The sequence below is a fragment of the Flavicella sp. IMCC45668 genome (assembly GCF_057219105.1).
On the sequence record NZ_CM170114.1, the window covers coordinates 568,720 to 589,407 of the forward strand.

Below are 20,688 nucleotides of genomic sequence, written 5' to 3' on the forward strand. Positions count from 1 at the left end.
TCTTGAAATAATAAAAAACTGTACGATGTCAAATATTTGGTTCCTAGAAAATATCAATCTATTTCAGAAATTATGTCCTCATAAATTTAAAGAGTATAAAAGCTGTCATGAATTTGATCTTTACAAGAAAAGTGAATATGTTTATTTTTCTGAAGATGCAGCAAATAAAGTATATCTGATAGAAAAAGGGAAAGTTAAAATAGGATACTATACGGAAGACGGGGAAGAAGTGGTAAAGGCGATTTTGACAAAAGGAGAATTGTTTGGAGAAAAAGCAATTTTAGGGCAAGAAAGACGAAATGAATTTGCCCAATCTATTGATAATAAAACTTCTATATGCCCGATCGGGATTCCTGTATTGCATGATTTAATGCGGGATAATCAAAATTTAACCACGAGTGTTTATAAATTTTTAAATTTTAGATTTAAAAAACTAGAACGACGTTTGGAACTGCTATTATATAAAGATAGTACGGAAAGGGTAGTAGCTTTTTTAGAAGATTTAAAAAAAGAATACGGTTATTGTTGTCCAAAAACAGGAGATACCATTGTAAAGCATCCTTATACGCAAAAGGATATTGCTAGTCTCATTGGGACCTCTAGACCTACTTTAAATATTATTATGAATCAGCTGAAAGATGCTGGTGGTTTTTTATTTGAACGAAATCAATTTGTTTTTCAAAATTTATCACTACAAGTAAATTAAACTTCTTTTTTTAATCCTTATTATATGGATTTGAGGCTATTTAAAAAGAAATAAAAGTTGCTATCGTATATCAGCCAAAAAAAATAATTTTAAAAAAAATCGCTTAATGTTAGCTAGCTAACATTTAAATATTTTGATAGGTTTTAAATTTGAAGTATAATTTTAAAACTTAACAAAATGATACAGAAAAAAATAGCAATTGCTTTATTAGCTTGTAGTACAGCATTCATGTCGTGTAACGATGATGAAGGGGGAGAAGAAATTTCAACGTCACAAATTACATTAGATATTGATGGTTTAAATGATCTTGGTGATGATTATAAGTATGAAGGTTGGATTATTGTGAACGGAACTCCAGTAACAACAGGTGTTTTTAGTGTGAATGCCGAAGGTGCATTGTCACAAACAAAATTTGATGTAGACAAAACACAATTGGCAAATGCAACCAAATTTGTTTTAAGTATTGAACCAGCAAACGATACCGATCCTGCCCCAGCTGCTACAAAATACTTAGTAGGTGATTTTAGTGGAAGTTCAGCTACTTTATCAACTGGAATCATTGCAGATTTTTCTGGTATTGCAGGACAATTTGTTTTAGCAACACCTTCAGATAATAGCACAAACACAATGAATAATGAAAGTGGGATTTGGTTTATGAAACCTGGAGACCCTGCAACAGCCGGATTGACTTTGCCAACGTTAGCGTCAGGGTGGAAGTATGAAGGTTGGGTTGTTGCCGATGGAACTCCTCTTACTACAGGAACTTTTACTGCAGTAGATATGGCAGACGAGATGGCTCCTTATAGTGGTGCTGATGGTACACCGGCATATCCTGGAGAAGACTTTTTAGAAAATGCTCCGAATGGGGTTACTTTTCCTTTAGATGTTAGAGGTAAAACAGCTGTAATTTCTATAGAACCTTATCCAGATAATAGTGCAGCTCCTTTTACGCTTAAGCCATTGGTGGTAACAGTAGGTCAAGAAACAGCGCCAACGTTACATACGATGAATGATAATGTGACAGCTAGCTTTCCAACAGGAAGTGTATGGAGATAATCTAATATTAAAGTTTAAATCAAAAAAAAAGGGAATCCAATGGATTCCCTTTTTTTAATTCTACTTATTTTTAGAATTTATATGATAAACCTACAATTACCTGGTTAGGTTTTTGACCTGTTAAGGCGTCTACCAAAGGTTTAAGGTCTTCAGGGTTTGTAATAGAAGAAATATCAGTAGTTTCAGGTGAAACAAAACCTGTTTCAAAACGAACATCTAATCCTAATTTCCAGAATTCTACACCTGCACCGATTACTAAACCTACAGAAAACTCTTCATCGATTGTATCATTTGATAACAATTCGTTTATAGTCTCATCACTGCTAATAAATTTAGAGTTGGCTTTCTGTAAATATTGAATGTTTGGTCCTAAAAATACATTACCGAATTTTAAAAATTTCAATCCTAATAAAACAGGAACATCAATTTTAGTTAATGAGTTCTCTATTTTATTTGATTCAAATCCAGACAACGATGTATTCAAATTATAAGTACTAGTTAAATCCGTATAAATTACTTCAGGACGCACGTATAAACCTAAAACCGGAATTTTTACACGTAACCATGCACCTGCATGAAATCCACCATTTCCACTTTCAGTGGTAAGATTGAAACCATCGGGTAAATTTATATAACTAGATGCTTCACTATTTACGTCAAAATTCATTCCGGCTTTTATACCATAACTAACTTGTGCGTTCGAAAATTGCAGTGCTCCGAAAACGAAGGCAACAGCCAAAAGTACTTTTTTCATATTAAGTTTTTTTAGGTTACTATGTAAATATAGTTATTTTCTCTTGATCACTTTTTGAACAGCTGCAACAATTGCTTTGTCGTTCAATCCGTATTTTTCCATCAATTGTGCAGGAGTTCCTGATTCACCAAAACTATCATTAACAGCAACAAATTCTTGAGGAATAGGGTTGTTTTTAGCTAAAACACCAGAAATACTTTCTCCTAATCCACCAATGTAGTTGTGCTCTTCAGCAGTAACAATACATCCTGTTTTAGCAACGGATTCTAATACTGCAGCAGCATCTAAAGGTTTGATGGTATGCATGTTTAATACTTCAGCAGAGATTCCAAGTTCTTCTAATTGCTCAGATGCTTGCAATGCCTCCCATACTAAATGTCCTGTTGCTACTATGGTTACATCAGCACCTTCAGTTAATTTAATTGCTTTCCCTATTACAAATTTATTTTCGTGTTCTGTATCCGTATGTTTAGGCATGTAGATTGGTACTACCGGACGACCAAAACGTAAATAAACAGGACCATCGTGTTCTGCGATTGCAATTGTTGCAGCTTCTGTTTGATTGTAATCACAAGTGTTGATTACAGTCATACCAGGCAACATTTTCATCAAACCGATATCTTCTAAAATTTGGTGTGTAGCACCATCTTCTCCTAAAGTTAAACCTGCGTGAGATGCACAAATTTTTACATTTTTATCAGAATAAGCAACAGATTGACGAATTTGATCGTAAACTCTACCTGTTGAAAAGTTAGCAAAAGTACCAGTAAATGGAATTTTACCACCAATAGTAAGACCTGCAGCAATTCCAATCATGTTTGCCTCAGCAATTCCGATTTGAAAAAAACGTTCAGGGTTCTCTTCAATAAATTTATCCATTTTCAAAGAACCAATCAAATCAGCACATAATGCTACTACATTTGGGTTTGTTCTTCCTAATTCTGCTAAACCAGCTCCAAAACCAGAACGAGTATCTTTTTGCTCAGTAAAAGTGTATTTTTTCATTATATATTATCTACTATTAGTATGGCACAAAAGTAGTTATTTTTTATAGTTTTAAGAATTTTTATTTCCAACTTTTTCATTGTGTTTTTTAGACTGATTTCTGAGGCTAAAAAAAGCATAAAATAGCGTTGTTAAAGTACTTTGTTTTTTAGAAAATCGTACAATTTGTGGAGGGGAAGTCCCATAACATTTGAATAATTTCCTTCTATTTTTTCAACCCCAATGTATCCTAACCACTCTTGAATTCCATAACTTCCTGCTTTATCAAATGGCTGGTAGGTATCGATGTAAAATTGAATTTCATCATCTGTGAATTCTTTGAAGTAAACCTTTGTAACATCATGCAGTGTGTGAATTTTGTTTATCGTTTTGAAACTGATGGAGCTAATAACTTCGTGACTTTTACCAGACAGGGATCTAAGCATGTCAAAAGATTCCTGTTTGTTTTTTGGTTTTTCGAGCGCCTTGTCTTCAAACCAAACAATGGTATCGGAGGTAATAATCAAATCGTTTTTATTTATAATATTTTCAAAAGGCTCTGCCTTTAATTCAGCTAAGAAATTTGTAATTTCTTCTCTCTTCAATATAGGATCATAAATTTCCTCTACATTAAATAATTGAACCGTAAAAGGTATTTTTAAATCTTTAAAAAACTGCTGTCGTCTAGGGGAACCAGAAGCTAGAATTATATTAAATTTTTCCGTTAATTTTTGTAACATAATTATGTTGTAATAATGAATAATAAAAGTAATCCAAAACCTAAAATAACTTTTAGGAAATTGCTCAACCAAGTAAAGTCTTTTTTACTTTTTGCAATATATAATTTATACAAGTATATAAAATAGGGAAGGGCAATAATAAGAAAATATATGATTTGGGTAGTAAGGTTACTCTCTAGATTTCGTAATCCAAAATTGATCACAAAATAGATAGGTATAAAAGAAAAAATAAGTAGCAGTTTTACCGTTCTATCTCTGCCTAAAACTATGGGAAGTGTTTTCATTTTGGCATTAAAGTCTCCTTTTTGATCTTCGAGATCTTTAATAATTTCTCTAAAAATATTTATAAAAAAAGAAAAATAAGCAAAATGTATTATTAATAAAACTCCTTCATTTGTACTGGTCAAGTAAGTTTCAAATGAGATCAATAAAATTAAGGTAAAACAGATCAGGCTTGCAATAACTATATTCCCAATCAAAGCTATTTTTTTTAAGCCATAAGAATATAAGTATAGCAATAAAACAATTCCTAAAAAGGTAAATATATGAAGGGGTTTATTGTTATGAATGGATAAAATACTTCCAGAAATGATACCTAAAACAGAAAGAATACCATAGGTAATTTTAGATTCCTTTATTGATATTTTATGAGGGATATATACCTTGTCAGGTTTGTTAATTTTATCACATTCAATATCAAAAAAATCATTGATAATGTAACCTGCTGCTGCAATAGTTAAAACACTAAAAACCAATAAAAAGAACTCGATGTCAGTTAGGTTTTGGCTTGTGTTATAAAAAGTAAAAACCCTGTATTTAATAAGGAGTTGACAAAAAAGAAGTAGTAGTAAATTTTTCCATCGAATTATATGTAACCACAGAAAAACTTGTTTCATTTAGAAATTCTTTTTAATTCTAGCGAGGTCTCTTTTGTTATCTCTGTCTTTTAAAGTATTTCGTTTGTCATGTAGTTTTTTACCTCTACACAAAGCGATATTTAGTTTTGCCCACCCTTTGTCTGTGATAAATAATTTTAAAGGAACGATAGTAAGTCCAACATTTTTTACCTGCTTCTCAAGTTTTTTTAATTCTTTTTTGTTCAATAATAAACGACGAGAATTTTTAGGCTTGTGATTGTAAGAATGACCATAAGTATATTCCTCAATATACATATTGATAACAAAGAGTTCTAATTGATCATTAAACTCACAGAAACTTTCTGTTATTCTAGCTTTGCTTTGACGAATAGATTTTATTTCTGTACCGGTTAACTGAATACCTGCGGTATAGGTCTCCAGTATTTCATACTCAAAGCGGGCTTTTTTGTTTTGTATATTGATGTTCTTTTGCATGGTTTTGCAAATGTAATTAATATCTAAGGAATATGAATGTACTTATTTTAAAAAGCTTATTCGTTAGAGGATTTTAATTTTTTTACCTCTTTTAAAGAAATTACTTTTTTCTCTTTTGGCTTACAATCAAAAGTTTTTCTCAGGCTTTTAGAAGGAGCGTAGAAATTAAAAATCATCGAATTATTTTTTTCTAAAATAAATAAACTGTTTTTTTTAGAGTCAATAATTTGATACTTGTTTTTGTTAAGTTGGTTTCCAAATTTTTCTACGCTGTAGTCTTTAAGAATTTGCTTTTGCTTTTTATCTAGGTTAGGAAATACATAGTTGAAAAGAACTAATTTATTTTTATGAAAGATCACACTACATCGGGTACCAATACCAGCTACTTTAGCCTTGAAAACAAAGTTTTTTATATTAGGATTTTTATCCGAAACTTCACTGAATTTTGGTCTTCCTAAAAGATTTATAAATTCTGAGGTTGTTGTTTTAAAATCAATAAAATTATTAAATTTTAGTTCATTAGGTGAAAGCAATACCAATTCGTTTTGTTTAAAGTTTTTTTTGAAAAACTCTAAATCGAATTCTTTTGTGAAGTTTTTGTAAAATGTTTGCTTCTTTTCAAAATCATCTATAAACATAGCTTTAAAAGCTGAGAGCAATCCATTTTTACTACGTTTATTAGGTTTCATAAATAATTCTTAGGGGAATTCAAAGATAAAAAAAAACCATCAGTTATAAAACTGATGGCTTGATAAAAAATGATTTCTCTTTTTTTAGAATGTCTGTACTTTTGCTTCTAAAGATGTAAAAGCGTTAATGAAATCAGCATCCTTAAAAATAGATTTGTAATATAAAATACCTTCATTCAGGTTTTTATTGAATTTATTCAGGTATTTTTCCTGTTTCTTGTCAGGACTGATTTTAAATTGTTCATATTTTTCATTGAAATATTGAACATACATCTCCAGTTCTTTCACAAACATATTGGGTCTTGATATAGGTGTTAAATTAGCCGCTTTCCCATAGATATGTTGCACCATATTTTTTAAAGATACCTTTTTGTTAAAGTAAGCGATATTAGGTCCTGGGCATACCAAAACTCCGGCTTTTTTATCTTTAGATTCTATTTCATGTTCAATCAAACCAGCATTTGCTAGCCCAATACATAAGCATGATTTTTCTGTGATTTTTACAAATTTATCTTTGTATTGTTCTGGTGTTAAATTCTCAGATTTTAATTTTTCAATTTCAGCATTTTGAAACTTTTGAGAGGCAGTACAAATTGATTTTCCATTTTCATCTCTATTCAGAGCCAAGAATTTTTTAGGACAAGGGCTACCTATATTGTCATTTTTTAACTTAGAAAGTTTATAGGCGTCATTGGATACCCCTTTGACACTATTAAAAGGGACACCTAAAGGTGAAATATTACTTAAGTATAAATCTTCTTCTTTGGCTTTAGATAGTACCTCCAAGGTATCCGGGTCTACGGTAGTTGCCTCTGGCACTAATAAAAAGGGTGATCCCCATCCTACAGAATTGACATCATAGTTGTCAAGTAAAAATTGATGTTCACTAGCGGTACCAACTCCTCCTTGAACAGTAATCTCAATATCTAATGGCTTTGCTGGAACATGTTTCCCCTTGGCTTCTAAGGCTGCCTTATAGGTTTCGAACGTGTTTTCTATTAAACTTTGTTTGTTTTCTGTGAAAGTGTCTAAAATTGGTCCCAATAATAGTCCCTCTGTCGCGAAGGCATGTCCACCACAGTTCAAACCTGATTCAATTCTATATTCAGAAACCCACAATCCTTTTTTAGCGAAAAACATTCCCTGAATAGTTGCCGATCTGTAGTCGCTAACTTTCAAGATTATTTTTTTGTTTAACTGATCCAACTCATTTGGGTAAAAGTCTTCAAATTGTTCAAAATAGCTATATAGTCTAGGGTTCATTCCTGCTGATAATACGATGGAAGACTTTAAAGTACTCTCAGCAAAACCTTTTAAAGCGGTGTGTGCATCATTGTAGTGGGAGGGAAGTGGCTCGTTTTTATGCATACGTCCGTTGTCCAATTTGGTCATTATGTTCACATCAATACTTCCTGGTGCTAAGTTTTCTTGAATCCAATTTTGAATGACCTCTTTAGGCGTGTTATTTTCCACCATTTGAACAAGACTTTTTTTAACCTCAGAAATGTCTGGCAGTAAATCTAAGTAATTATCTAGCGCTTCTTTTTTTTCTGTTAAAGACAACTTGAAATCATGAAATTTTTGTTTCACAATAGTATCCATATTATTCAGATAAGAAGTAATTCTGTTTGATCTTGCTTCTGGATCTTTTGTTGAATATTTCTTGAATGGTAAACTGTATTTTTCACTATAAAAAGAATTCATGTTTTCTATCAGAATGTCGTCAACAATAGAAACAACCGATGAGATTCCATATTTAGCAATTTTTATAGGGCTATCAACAGTAAACGCTAAACCCATCACAGGTATGTGAAATGAGTGTGTAGATGTTTTTTTAGTCATTATTTAAGTTCTTTAATTTTATACAAAGTTGTTGGAATAAAGAAAAAAAATCTATGATAAATATCATATGATGATCTAAATAAATTTCAATAATAGTCTAAAAACATGACTGTTATCATTTTTTTGATGGGAAAAGAGTTGTATATTTATGTTACTAAATCGATCTATGGGTTTTTTGTTGTGAAAAAGAAAAGCCACACTAAAAAAATAGTGTGGCTTTTTATGAGTTTGAATATTTCAATTAATCGTTTGAAGTATGAAGGCTTTCGTTCAATTCAATTGTTTTAGGATTAGGTCTACAAACTAAATGACCGTTAGTGCTATCTACTAAGAATAATAATTTATCCTTACCATTTAATTCTGCTCCTTTTACAATGTTTTGTCCTTCTTCTACAGAAGTTCCATTGATATCAATAGGTTTTTTATTTTCATCGTACAACCATACTTTAGCAGCAGCTGTAACGTAAACACCTGCAGCAATAGTACATCCAAAACCAAGAGAAATTCCTGTACCAGAGTTAGCCCCTAATAAACATTTATCCCCTATAGAAATTACATTTTTATTACCTCCTGATAAAGTTCCCATGATAGATACTCCACCACCTAAATCAGAATTATGTCCAACAACAACTCCTCCAGAAACTCTACCTTCAATCATAGCGTTTCCTAAAGTACCTGCGTTAAAGTTAATATATCCTGCTGGCATTACTGTTGTTCCTTCTGCAGCATGTGCTCCTAATCTTACTTGAGATGCTGAGGCGATTCTTACTCCGTTCGGTACATGGTAATCAACCATATATGGAAATTTATCTACATGAGTTACATTTAGACTTTCTCCTTTAAAAGTAGCCTTAATTCTTTCAGCACTTAAGTCCTCAGGTAAAATAGGTCCTTGATTCGTCCAAGCAACATTGTTTAATTTTCCAAATACACCCTCTAAAGACAATCCATGAGGTTTTACGTGTAATTGAGATAAACATTGTAATTTAAAGTAAGCTTCAACAGCGTTTTCTACAGCCGTATCTTTATCAAATAAGAAATACGCTACAACATCAATTGTTTGGTATCCTTCAGGTTGATTATAATTATCCAATAATTGTTTGATTAAAACAATATTAGGGTGTTTTTCAATTTCAGAATGAAATGCTGCAAAATTATCAAAGGCTTTTTGCAATTGTTCCTTAGAAACTGAAATAAATCCATTTTCCGAAGAAGTGTATCCTGTAACATCTTGTAATAAAGCTGCTGTTCCAAAGGCGTTATCCCAGTTTATTGAAGGGAAGTTTACATCTAAAGTTTTATCTCCTTTTGATTTTCTAATTCCTAATCCAAAAGCTAAAGGTTTAGCATATCCTTCTTTTGAAGTTATATCTTGTACGTATTCTTTAAAATTTTCTACAGTATTCATTTTGAAATCTTTTGTTTTATCAAGCGCAAATATACTTAAAACTTAGACATATTTATTCCTTGAAAACTGTAATTTTGGGGAAGTGAAGTTTATTTTCTTTTTTGTTGAGATCGAAAGAATAATTCTCTTGCTTCGAATGTTTTTTGCGGAATTTCTAAAAGAACTTCGGTAAAGATTTTTGAGTACTTTTCTTCGTGAAGTTCTACCTTGTTTTTTCTTAAATTAAAAGGAACAAAAGAAAACCAAGCAACAGATTTTAAAATACTTTTATCCGCATTAAACATTCGCATTTCAACTTGTAAATGCTTTGGCGAATGTCCTATAAGTTGCGATTCTATCACCACAGTTTCCATCGTGAAAACGGGTTTAAGATAACTCACTTGGTTGTTAGCCACAACCCAGCCTAAACCTTCTTCTTTGATGATTTTAAATAAATCAATTCCGTAATTTTCTAAAACCTGATCTTCACGAGCATTGATATAATAATCTACATACCTACCATTATTTAGATGGTTGAAAGGATCACAATCTTGAAATCTAATCTTTTTTGAACTTTCAATAATCTTAGGAAGTTGAGACATATCTACAGTGTTTAGGAGTTTTGAGGTGCTAATTTTTTAGAAACAACCTCAAAAATTATATTCGTATCCGAAAGATAGTCAAACCAAATGGTTTCCGGGTCTTTTTTAAACCAAGTTATTTGTCTTTTGGCAAACCTTCTTGTGTTTTTTTTGATTTCAGAGATGGCAAAATCTAAGTCGTATGTGCCATCAAAATACGAAAATAACTCCCGGTATCCTACGGTTTGTAATGCATTAAGTTCTTTGTGTGGATAAACTGCTTTAGCCTCATCTAAAAGCCCTTCCTTTATCATAATATCCACACGTTGATTGATTCTGTCATAGATAATTTCACGATCTGCTTTGATCCCGATTTTTACAGTATTAAAGTTTCTCGGTGTTTTTGGTTTATTTTTAAAGGAGGAATAAGTGTTTCCACTCCCAATACAAACTTCCAAGGCTCTGATTACTCTGTGTGGATTATCTAATGCAATGGCATCATAAGTTTCGGGGTCTAATTGTCTCAATCTTTCTTGTAATGAAATGATTCCGTTCTTTTCAAGGTCTTTGTTTAGCTGTTTGCGAACTTCTGGATTTATTTCAGGAAAATGATCAAGTCCTTTAAGTACAGCATCTACATATAATCCACTACCACCAACCATTATTACAACTTCGTGTTTTTCAAATAAAACTTCTAATTTATCTAAAGCATCACGTTCAAATTGTCCTACATTATAGTCATCAAAAATAGAACGGTCTTGAATAAAGTAATGGGGGGCTTGTGCTTGTTCTTCTTTAGTAGGAACCGCGGTGCCTATTTTAGTTTCTTTGTAAAACTGTCTTGAATCGCAAGAGATAATCGGTGCATTGTACTGTTTAGCAAGCTTGATACTTAATGCTGTTTTACCAATGGCTGTTGGCCCTACAATAGTTATTAAATTTTTGGTATTCATAAATTAAAATTTATCACCACAATTATGGCAGAACTTAGCGTTGTCATTGTGTTTTTCGGTTCCACAAGTTTCACAAGTTTTAGTATTGGTATGTGTTTTTTTAAACTGGGCAGTGTATTCTGCAGAAACAATTCCTGTGGGCACTGCTATAATTCCATATCCTAAAATCATTACAATAGAGGCAATAAATTGTCCAAGTGTAGTAACTGGGGCAATATCTCCATAGCCCACGGTGGTAAGTGTTACGATAGTCCAATAAACACTCCTTGGAATACTTATAAAACCACTATCTTCTCCAGCTTCCACGATATACATGATACTACCAAGGATAAGACAAATAACTATAACAGCAAATACAAAAACAGTTATTTTGGCTTTGCTTTCTCTTAGTGCTGCTAATAAGCGATTTGATTCTCCTAGATATCTTGTTATTTTTAGAACCCTGAAAATTCTTAGCAATCGTAAAGATCTTAAAACGATTAATGCATGGGCGCCACCAAAAATTAACGACAAGTATTTTGGAATAGTAGATAAGAAATCAATGATGCCATAATAACTAAATATATAGTGCTTTGGTTTTTTTATGGAAATAATTCTTAAAATATATTCTATGGTAAACAGAGCGGTAATAACCCATTCAGAAATATCAAAAATAACGTTGTATTTTTCATTGATAGAGGGCACACTTTCTAGCATAACCAGAACAATACTTGTAAATATTGTTACCAATAGCAATACATCAAACAGTTTTCCTGCAGGAGTATCTGCTTCATAAATCACCTCATGAAGTTTGGATTTCCAAGTATGTTGTTGTGCACTCATTTTTTAGGTTTTAAAAGCGAACTATTTTTTCGGGTCTACCTTTTTCTAAAAATTTCTTGGTGATATAACGTGTCGTTAAATTATCAACAATAGGACTTATCATTGTTTTAACGATGTCAATATTTTCTATTTGATGGGCTAAATCAATAAATGCTGAGCCAACTATTTGATTATCTTCAATGAGTAATACTGATTTTTCATTAGGATGCCTTCCTTTGTTGATCAACATCATATTATCATTGTTAAACACCACAGTGGGAATGTTTTTTCTTCTTTTGGTATTGTATTTAGGTTTGTGTTTTTTGTTGGCTTCAATAAATTTAAGATCTGAAATCAATTCGTTACCTGTCTCTTCAGTACTGATAGAGTAGGTCAGTTTTAATAAGTTTTTTGTTTTTTTAGAAGTTCTTAAATACAATTGATTGATCCCTTTTTTTATGTTTTTATTTTTTCCAACATATAAAACGGTTCCTGCTTCATCATGGATAAAAAACAGTCCTGTTGTTGTTGGTGTTTTATCAATATGATCTAAAATTTTTGTTGGAATCACTACTTCCTTATCCGCAATTACCTTAATAGAACTTTTGGTGATATTTTTCTCAAGATCTTTGTCTAACAAAAGTTTAAATAATTTAACTGTTGCCAAAGCATCACCACTAGCTCTATGTCTATCATTCATAGGAATTCCTAAGGATTTACATAATTTCCCCAAACTATAGGAAGGCATGTCTGGAATCAACTCTTTGCTTAATTCCACCGTGCAAAGGGTTTCTCTGAAATAATCATAGCCTAAACGTCCAAATTCTGTTCGAATAATTCTATAATCAAAGCTGGTATTATGTGCAATAAAAACACAATCTTGAGTGATTTCAATAATTCTTTTTGCTACCTCGTGGAATTTCGGAGCGGTTCGAACCATTTTTTCTGTGATTCCTGTCAAATTGACTACAAACGGTTGTATGGGTCTTTCTGGGTTAACCAAACTAATAAATTGATCAACAATTTCATGTCCATCAAACCTGTAGATAGCAACCTCGGTAATACCTTCTTCGTTAAATTTACCTCCAGTTGTTTCTATATCTATAATTGCGTACATGTATCTTTTTTACGATAATAAAATTATGATCTTGATCCAAAAATAGCACTTCCAACGCGTACCATAGTACTGCCTTCTTCAATAGCCAATTTATAATCTCCACTCATACCCATAGACAATGTACTCAATTTTGTCTTGTCAAAAAACCTTTTCAACGAATTAAATTCTTGCTTTATTTGATTTTTATCTTCTGTAAAACTAGCCATTCCCATAAGGCCTATGACTTTGACGTTTTCTAGTTGTTTAAATTCTTCTGAGTTAAGAATGGATTCAATTTCTTGAAAGCTTAAACCAAACTTCGTAGTTTCTGTAGCAATTTTTGCTTGTAGTAAGCATTCTATGGTTCTTTGATTCTTTTTTCCTTGCTTGTTAATTTCTTTTAAAGTTGATAAACTATCTACTCCATGAATTAAAGTTACAAAGGGTGCAATATATTTTACTTTGTTTTTCTGTAAATGACCAATCAAATGCCATTGAATGTCTTTAGGTAATGCAGCTGCTTTTTCAACCATTTCTTGCACCTTATTCTCTCCAAAAACACGTTGACCAAAGGCATATGCTTCTTCAATAAATGAATTTGGTTTTGTTTTAGAAACAGCAACTAACGTTACGATTTTAGGAATACTGGTCGAAACCTTCCCAAGATTTTCTTTAATAGACATTACAATTTTATTTGGAATTCAATTTGCTGCAAATATAGTTGATTATTATGGTTTTTAAAGGACTTGAACTTTTTAATGCATTTATAGGTTTTATAGATGGTTAGGAGTTGTTTCTTCTGAAATGAGCAGGAGTAGTGCCGGTTATTTTTTTAAAGGTTTTAGAGAAATAAGAAATGTTTTCAAAGCCTGTTTTATCAGCTATTTCTTTTAAAGATTTTTCTGAAGTTAAAAGTAAAAACTGGGCACGTTCTATTCTTATGTTATTGATATAGTTAATAGGTCTCTTGCCGTATTTTTTATTAAATATTCTTGAAAAATAATCAGGATTAAGGTGGCAATAATCTGCTAAATGATTTACCGTAAGTTGTTCTTGTAGATGAGAATTGATATATCTTAAAATTTGATTGAAATTTTTGTTTGTGTTTTTTTTAGATATTGTTTTTTTTCCTTGAATAAATCTTGCGATTAAAATAGATAGAATCCCTTTTGTTTCGATGTAATCTGAATCGGTGATTTGATTATTTTCTTTAAAAAAGTCAGCAGGAGATAAACTATGTTTTAATATTTGAGGGTTGCTATTGATCAGTTCTCTGTTGGGGTTGATTTTTATGAGTCTTTCAAATAAATACAAATCATGCTCGGTAGCTTTGTTTACATAGATAAAATCATTATGGTCGTAAATAGACATTCCTTCCCCTAGCTCTTCAAAAAATGATAAATAAATCTGTTCATGATAATGGTCGCAGTAATAGTTACTAGGTGTAAAACTTGGAATCAAATATATATGGTCAGGTATTAAGTGAAATACTTTGTTGTTATGGTAAACGGTAGCATGACCTTCAGTGATGTAATACATCCTAGAAAAAGGACTGATGACATTCTTATAATCCCAATTGGTATCCAGTTTAACTTTTGCCGTATTTAATAAAGTGAGCTGAAGAGCTTGGAGTTTTTTTTTCATTAGAAAATTCTGATTAATTCTTTAAAACCTGATAAATATCCTTGTTTGTCTAGTCCAAATATAGTAAAAAGTCGGATTTGTATATTTTTTTGTCAGATATATTTACGGAATTTACAATGAAACGAAGGTATTTTTGTAACATACTTATGAAACCAATGATGAAAATAAAATTAACAAACCTTGTAATTATAACATTTATTATGATTTCTTGTGGTACGGATTTACCAGAATCTGTTTCGGAAGAATATAAATCGTTAAGTGGAAAATTAGATTATAACATAGATGTAAAGCCAATATTGTCGGATAAGTGTTTTTTGTGTCACGGACCAGATAAAGGAAAAATTTCCGCGGGTTTACAATTGCATAGTCCTGAATTTTCATATGCAGAACTTCCTGAGACTCCAGGTAAATATGCAATAGTACCTAAAGCATCTCACAAAAGTGAATTGGTATCTAGAATTTTGTCAGATGATGCTAAAACCATTATGCCAACTCCAGAATCTCATCTTTCTTTAACAGATAAAGAAAAGGCGATTCTTGTCAAGTGGATTGATCAAGGGGCGGAATATAAAGACCATTGGGCATTTGTAAAGCCCGAATTGGCAGAGGTTCCTGCGGTTAAAGGAAAGCCTTTTAATGAAGTGGATAATTTTATTTATGAAAAATTAGAGGAATTAAAACTAAAACCATCACCAAAGGCGGATAAGGAGATATTATTGCGTAGAGCCTCATTTGATTTGATTGGGCTTCCACCAACAGAAAAAGAAATTGAATCGTTTTTAGCGGATACTTCTGAAGATGCATTTGAAAAGCAAATAGATAGGTTGCTAGCTTCACCGCACTATGGAGAACGTATGACATTAGATTGGATGGATGTCGCTAGATATGCAGATACTCATGGTTATAGTAACGATAGATATAGAGATACTTCTCCTTGGCGTGATTGGGTTATAAAAGCCTTTAATGAAAATATGCCGTATGATCAATTTGTTACATGGCAGTTGGCAGGTGATTTGTTAGAAAACCCGACAAGAGAACAACGCTTGGCAACCACTTTTAACAGATTGCATCCTCAAAATTTAGAGGGGGGGATTATAGACGAAGAATTTAGGTCGGAGTATGTTGCAGATAGAACAGCAACCGTAAGTCAAGGATTATTAGGCCTTTCTTATGCTTGTGCGAAGTGTCATGATCATAAATATGATCCTATTTCACAAAAAGATTACTATGAGATGTACAGCTTTTTTAATAATGTGGATGAAACAGGGTTGATTCCGTGGGATAATGCTACTCCTGTGCCAGCAATGATGTTGCCTACGAAAAAACAAGAGGAAGTAATTGCATACTTAGAAAACTTGGTAGATGAAACAATCGAAACTACAGAAGAAGTAAAACTGAAAGAGAGTAAAAAGTCAAAAGATTGGTTGGCATCAAATCAGCATAAAACAATTTCAACACATCAAAGACCTTCAAATCTGATTGCGGAATTTAATTTTGACTCTAAGAAATTGATAAATAAAATTGGAGGTAATGGAAAGAATAATATTCAAATGCGACAGCAATTTGTTAAAAAAGAGCCCGTAATTCTAAAGCAAGGAAAAAGAGGAAATGGATTAGCGTTAAACGGAGATACTTGGTTGGATTTAGATAAAATAGGAATCTTTCAGCGCAACCAACCATTTAGTATCGGAATTCAGGTTTTTGTTCCTAAGGAGTTGGAAACGGGAGTGATCTTTCATAAAATGAATAGTCCAGAATTACATAGTTTCAGAGGATATCACTTAAAGATAAAAGATAACAAACTAGAAGCGTTGTTGGCTCATGTGTATCCTGATAATGCGATTGTAATTGAATCGGTTGATGAAATTCCTAAAGAGGAGTGGGTGCAAGTTACCATGACTTATGATGGTTCTAGTAAGGCAGATGGATTGTCAATCTATATGAATGGAAAGCAATTAAAAACAACAACTTCCTTTGATAACTTATATAAAGATATCATTTTCCACGGTTTACGTTTGTATGGAAAAAAGAGCCCGAAGTTGGAGCCAGGTTTACGAATTGGTGCCGTTTGGAGAGGAAAAGGTATACGGGGTGCAACAGTTGATGATTTGTTGGTTTTTGACAAAGAATTGAGTGCTATTGAAGTGATGCAAATTGCGGATACCAAAGCATTGAACGATTTGAAGAAAAAGTCAGTCGGTAATTTAAATCCTTCAGAGAAAGCGTTATTAGAAGCCTATTATTTGTCAGCCAAATCAAAGCCTTTTGCAAAAGCGTTGAAAAAGTTAGAAAAGGAACGTTTGGTTTATGTGGATAGTGTGAATAAGGTGCAACAAATAATGGTCATGAAAGAAAGAGTGTCACCAAGACAAACTCATATATTAGATCGTGGAAATTACGATTCACCTACAGAAGAAGTATTTCCGAATGCTCCTGAGGATATATTCCCAATGGCTGAATCTTTACCAAAGAATAGATTAGGATTGGCAAAATGGATTACAGATGGAGACAATCCTTTAACGGCTAGAGTTACCGTAAATAGATATTGGCAGAATTTATTTGGAAGGGGAATTGTAAATACTTCAGAAGATTTTGGAAATCAAGGAGAAATTCCGAGTCATCTTGAATTATTAGATTGGTTAGCTGTTAATTTTGTTGCTTCTGGTTGGGATGTAAAAGCGCTGCATAAAACAATTATGCTTTCGAATACCTATCAACAAAGTTCTGTGGTGTCTAAAGAATTATTAGAGTTTGATGGTGAAAACAAATGGTTAGCGAGAGGTCCTGCTACACGTCTTTCTGGAGAAATGCTAAGAGATAATGCTTTGTTCGCTTCAGGTTTATTGGATGCTGAAATTGGAGGTAAAAGTGTACGTCCTTACCAACCCAATGGGCTTTGGAAGGTAAACGGAGATACTTATGTGAGAGATGGATTAGAAGGTCTTTATAGAAGAAGTATGTATACCATATGGAAACGTACTGTACCAAACCCCACTATTGCAACATTCGATGCACCAACCAGAGACTTATGTTCTTCTAGAAGACAAAAAACAAATACGCCGTTGCAAGCTCTGGTAATCCTTAATGATCCTACTTATGTAGAAGCCTCTCGTGTGTTAGGAAAGCATATGGCTGATACAGGTGATGTGAAAACAGGGATTCAATCAGCATTTAGGAAATTAACAGGTAGGAGTATTTCGGATAGAGAATTACAAGTGCTATCAAAATTACAAGAAACCGAATATGAAAAATTTAAGAAAAACCTTGATAAAACGAAAGGTTGGTTGAATACCGGAGAATTTAAAATTTCAAGTTCAGATGATAAAGCTTTGGTTGCAGCAAATGCAGTAGTTGCAAGTACCATTATGAATTCTGACGCAAGTATTACTAAAAGATAATTGTTTATTTCTAAAAAATATAAATATGTGTAATAATCATGAACATAGTAAATTAAGATCAAATAATAGAGATTTACAAGAAATAGAAAAACAAGTTGATAGGAGACATTTTTTAAAGAAAACATCTTTGGGGTTGGGTGCCTTAGCTTTTAGTAGTTTGTTAGGAGCAGATAAAGTATGGTCTTCAATTAATAAAGCTAAATCAGACGAAGAGCTTTTAAAAGCATTCAATAAAAATAATCTAGGATTACCACATCATTTGCCAAAAGCAAAACGAATTATTTATTTATTTCAAAGTGGAGGTCCGTCTCAATTAGATTTGTTTGATTACAAACCGAAGTTGACGGATATGTTTGGAAAAGAATTACCTGATTCTGTGATTGCTGGACAACGTTTGACGGGGATGAGTGGTAGTCAAAGTACTTTGCCAATTGCTCCATCTTCATTAAAGTTTAAACAGTATGGAGAGTCAAGAGCTTGGGTAAGTGAGGCGATGCCATATCTATCTGAAGTTGTGGATGATATTTGTTTTATAAGAGGAATGCAAACAGACCAGATAAACCATACTCCAGCCATTACATTTATGCAAACAGGACACCAGTTACCGGGTAGGCCTGCGATTGGTTCTTGGTTGAGTTATGGATTAGGATCAGATAATGAAAATTTACCAACCTTTATTACATTAGTTTCAAAAAACGGAAAAGGGCAACCTTTGAAAGCTAGTCTTTGGGGGAATGGATTTTTACCTACAGAACACCAAGGGGTTCAATTTAGATCAGGGAAAGATCCAGTATTGTTTTTAAGTGATCCAGAAAATTATGATGGACATGACAGAAGGCATATGTTAGATTATTTGAATAACTTAAATGACTTGCAAAGTGATGCTTATGGCGATCCTGAAATTCAAGCAAGAATGTCACAATATGAAATGGCTTTTAAAATGCAAACTTCAGTGCCCGAGGTAACAGATTTATCTGATGAGCCAGATTATATGTTTGATTTGTATGGTAAAGACAGTCGTGATCCGGGTACCTATGCAGCCAATTGTTTAATGGCTCGTAAATTATTAGAAAAAGGAGTAAAGTTTGTACAATTATATCATCAAGGTTGGGATCAACATGGATACTGTCCGAGTGGTGTAAAGTCAAATTCAAAGAAAACAGATCAAGCAAATGCTGCTTTGATTAAGGATTTGAAACAACGAGGAATGTTTGAAGATACGTTGATTGTTTGGGGAGGAGAATTCGGGAGAACGGTTTACTCTCAAGGACAGTTGACAACTACCAATTATGGACGTGATCATCACCCTAAAGCATTTACAATGTGGATGGCTGGGGCAGGAGTAAAACCAGGTTTTAGCTATGGTGAAACTGATGATTTTAGTTATAATGTGGTAAAAGATCCGGTACATGTTCATGATTTTCATGCTACTTTGATGCATTTATTTGGTGTGGATCATGAAAAACTTACTTTCAAACATCAAGGACGACGTTATCGATTGACAGATGTTCATGGAAATGTTGTGAATGATTTATTAGCCTAAAAAAGAAACAAAAACCTAAACCAATATACATGGAAAGTTCAAGAAGAAATTTTATTAAAAAATCCAGTTTGGCAGGAGTTGCTTTAGCTTCAATTCCTTCCTTTGGTTTCCATATGATTAAAAAGCCAATAGAAAAGGAAACAATTCTGGGGCATGGAGATTATCAATATAAATTAGTAAAAGACTGGGCTCAAATGAGTTCTGTTCATACTCCTTTGTTAAACTGTCATGAAATGCAAATGGATAGTAAAGGAAGATTGATCATGATTGGAGATCATCCTTCCAATAACATCATCATATTTGATAAATCAGGTAAAGTTTTGGATACTTGGGGAACTGCGTATCCAGGTGGACATGGCTTGACAATTAGTAATGAAGGGGGAGAAGACTTTTTGTTTTTAGCGGACTCTGGTTGGTTTCTAGGAAAGAGTGGAAAATGGATCAAACATAACGGTCGTATTTCAAAAACAACAACAGATGGTCGTGTGCTATTTGATATAGGGCATCCTCAAACTATTGGAGTTTATAAACCTGGAGAATCATTTTGTCCGACAGAGGTAGCAATTGGACCTAATGGTGATATTTATGTTGCGGATGGGTATGGTATGAGTAGAATTATTCAGTATGATTATAATGGTCAATATATCAGACATTGGGGTGGAAGTGATAACCCTGACAAAAATTACCAATTGAAAAGTGCGCATGGTGTTGCTATAGATTATCGAGATAAAAACAATCCTATGGTGATTTGTACCTCAAGAAATCAAGCCTCGTTTAAATGGTTTACGCTCGATGGTAAATATGTTAAAACCTTACATCTTCCTAATATGCAGGTTTGTAGACCTGTTTTAGATGGTGATAATCTGTATGCAGGTGTGTGTTGGTCGCAACCAAAAGTCGGTAGAACAACATGGAAAGAACCTACGGGATTTGTAACAATTTTGGAAGGAGATACGGTAGTGTCTAATCCAGGAGCAACTGCACCATTATATGTTGATGGCGAATTGCAAAAATCGTATCAATTACATGAAAGACCTATATCTCATGGACATGATGTATGCGTAGATAATGATAAAAATATTTATGTATGTCAATGGAATGCCAATAAAACACCTCCGTTAAAATTAGAAAGAATTTAATATAGCCACGCTATTCATATTTT

The 20,688-nt window shown here is 32.8% G+C and carries 19 protein-coding genes; 5 read left to right on the forward strand and 14 right to left on the reverse strand.

The genetic code is table 11. The features are described from left to right. Window positions 1-25 precede the first annotated feature (25 nt). The gene (locus AC2DZ0_RS02645; RefSeq protein WP_484491480.1) at window positions 26-706 is read left to right on the forward strand and encodes a Crp/Fnr family transcriptional regulator; all 681 of its coding nucleotides are present in this window, start codon (window positions 26-28) and stop codon (window positions 704-706) included. Between the two features lie 177 nt (window positions 707-883). Next, window positions 884-1,762: a hypothetical protein gene (locus tag AC2DZ0_RS02650; protein ID WP_484643494.1), complete on the forward strand. Its 879-nt coding sequence runs from the start codon at window positions 884-886 to the stop codon at window positions 1,760-1,762. A 70-nt stretch (window positions 1,763-1,832) separates the two neighbouring features. Here the strand turns inward: AC2DZ0_RS02650 and AC2DZ0_RS02655 are convergent, their stop codons facing one another. From AC2DZ0_RS02655 to AC2DZ0_RS02720, 14 genes are all read right to left on the reverse strand, one after another. Continuing rightward, a complete protein-coding gene (locus AC2DZ0_RS02655) occupies window positions 1,833-2,516 on the reverse strand; it encodes an outer membrane beta-barrel protein (RefSeq protein WP_484643496.1) in 684 nt (227 codons plus the stop codon). 33 nt (window positions 2,517-2,549) lie between these two features. Beyond that, window positions 2,550-3,521 carry a transketolase family protein gene (locus AC2DZ0_RS02660; RefSeq protein WP_484491483.1) on the reverse strand — a complete coding sequence of 324 codons (972 nt, stop codon included), beginning with the start codon at window positions 3,519-3,521 and terminating at the stop codon, window positions 2,550-2,552. 131 nt (window positions 3,522-3,652) lie between these two features. Continuing rightward, entirely contained in the window at window positions 3,653-4,240 is a 588-nt protein-coding gene (locus AC2DZ0_RS02665) for a Maf family nucleotide pyrophosphatase (protein WP_484643497.1), read from the reverse strand. A 2-nt stretch (window positions 4,241-4,242) separates the two neighbouring features. Then, a complete protein-coding gene (locus tag AC2DZ0_RS02670; protein WP_484643498.1) occupies window positions 4,243-5,136 on the reverse strand; it encodes a UbiA family prenyltransferase in 894 nt (297 codons plus the stop codon). Then, window positions 5,137-5,592, reverse strand: coding sequence for an SsrA-binding protein SmpB (gene smpB, locus AC2DZ0_RS02675; RefSeq protein ID WP_484643500.1), 456 nt, complete (start codon window positions 5,590-5,592; stop codon window positions 5,137-5,139). Window positions 5,593-5,648: 56 nt separating this feature from the next. Continuing rightward, window positions 5,649-6,281, reverse strand: coding sequence for a hypothetical protein (locus tag AC2DZ0_RS02680; protein WP_484643501.1), 633 nt, complete (start codon window positions 6,279-6,281; stop codon window positions 5,649-5,651). Between the two features lie 84 nt (window positions 6,282-6,365). After that, window positions 6,366-8,123 (reverse strand): hypothetical protein, encoded by a 1,758-nt coding sequence (locus tag AC2DZ0_RS02685; RefSeq protein WP_484643502.1) that lies wholly within the window; start codon window positions 8,121-8,123, stop codon window positions 6,366-6,368. Between the two features lie 241 nt (window positions 8,124-8,364). Further along, a complete protein-coding gene (locus AC2DZ0_RS02690) occupies window positions 8,365-9,531 on the reverse strand; it encodes a tetrahydrodipicolinate N-succinyltransferase N-terminal domain-containing protein (protein WP_484643503.1) in 1,167 nt (388 codons plus the stop codon). Between the two features lie 89 nt (window positions 9,532-9,620). After that, a complete protein-coding gene (locus AC2DZ0_RS02695; protein ID WP_484643504.1) occupies window positions 9,621-10,112 on the reverse strand; it encodes an acyl-CoA thioesterase in 492 nt (163 codons plus the stop codon). An 11-nt stretch (window positions 10,113-10,123) separates the two neighbouring features. Continuing rightward, window positions 10,124-11,044, reverse strand: coding sequence for a tRNA (adenosine(37)-N6)-dimethylallyltransferase MiaA (gene miaA, locus AC2DZ0_RS02700; RefSeq protein WP_484643506.1), 921 nt, complete (start codon window positions 11,042-11,044; stop codon window positions 10,124-10,126). Window positions 11,045-11,047: 3 nt separating this feature from the next. Further along, window positions 11,048-11,866: an ion transporter gene (locus AC2DZ0_RS02705; RefSeq protein ID WP_484643507.1), complete on the reverse strand. Its 819-nt coding sequence runs from the start codon at window positions 11,864-11,866 to the stop codon at window positions 11,048-11,050. 10 nt (window positions 11,867-11,876) lie between these two features. Then, window positions 11,877-12,962 (reverse strand): exonuclease domain-containing protein, encoded by a 1,086-nt coding sequence (locus AC2DZ0_RS02710; protein ID WP_484643508.1) that lies wholly within the window; start codon window positions 12,960-12,962, stop codon window positions 11,877-11,879. Window positions 12,963-12,985: 23 nt separating this feature from the next. Then, on the reverse strand, window positions 12,986-13,624 hold the full coding sequence (locus AC2DZ0_RS02715; protein ID WP_484643510.1) for a YggS family pyridoxal phosphate-dependent enzyme: 639 nt from the start codon (window positions 13,622-13,624) through the stop codon (window positions 12,986-12,988). Between the two features lie 100 nt (window positions 13,625-13,724). Further along, complete coding sequence (locus AC2DZ0_RS02720; protein ID WP_484643511.1) at window positions 13,725-14,585, reverse strand: helix-turn-helix domain-containing protein; 861 nt, start codon at window positions 14,583-14,585, stop codon at window positions 13,725-13,727. A gap of 155 nt (window positions 14,586-14,740) precedes the next feature. Here AC2DZ0_RS02720 and AC2DZ0_RS02725 point away from each other — a divergent pair, with 155 nt between their 5' ends. From AC2DZ0_RS02725 to AC2DZ0_RS02735, 3 genes are read left to right on the forward strand one after another with little or no spacing between them, the layout of a single operon-like run. Continuing rightward, window positions 14,741-17,983 (forward strand): DUF1553 domain-containing protein, encoded by a 3,243-nt coding sequence (locus AC2DZ0_RS02725; RefSeq protein ID WP_484643512.1) that lies wholly within the window; start codon window positions 14,741-14,743, stop codon window positions 17,981-17,983. 25 nt (window positions 17,984-18,008) lie between these two features. Then, window positions 18,009-19,526 carry a DUF1501 domain-containing protein gene (locus tag AC2DZ0_RS02730; RefSeq protein ID WP_484643514.1) on the forward strand — a complete coding sequence of 506 codons (1,518 nt, stop codon included), beginning with the start codon at window positions 18,009-18,011 and terminating at the stop codon, window positions 19,524-19,526. 29 nt (window positions 19,527-19,555) lie between these two features. Continuing rightward, window positions 19,556-20,665 carry a twin-arginine translocation signal domain-containing protein gene (locus AC2DZ0_RS02735; protein ID WP_484643515.1) on the forward strand — a complete coding sequence of 370 codons (1,110 nt, stop codon included), beginning with the start codon at window positions 19,556-19,558 and terminating at the stop codon, window positions 20,663-20,665. The last annotated feature ends 23 nt before the right edge of the window (window positions 20,666-20,688 follow it).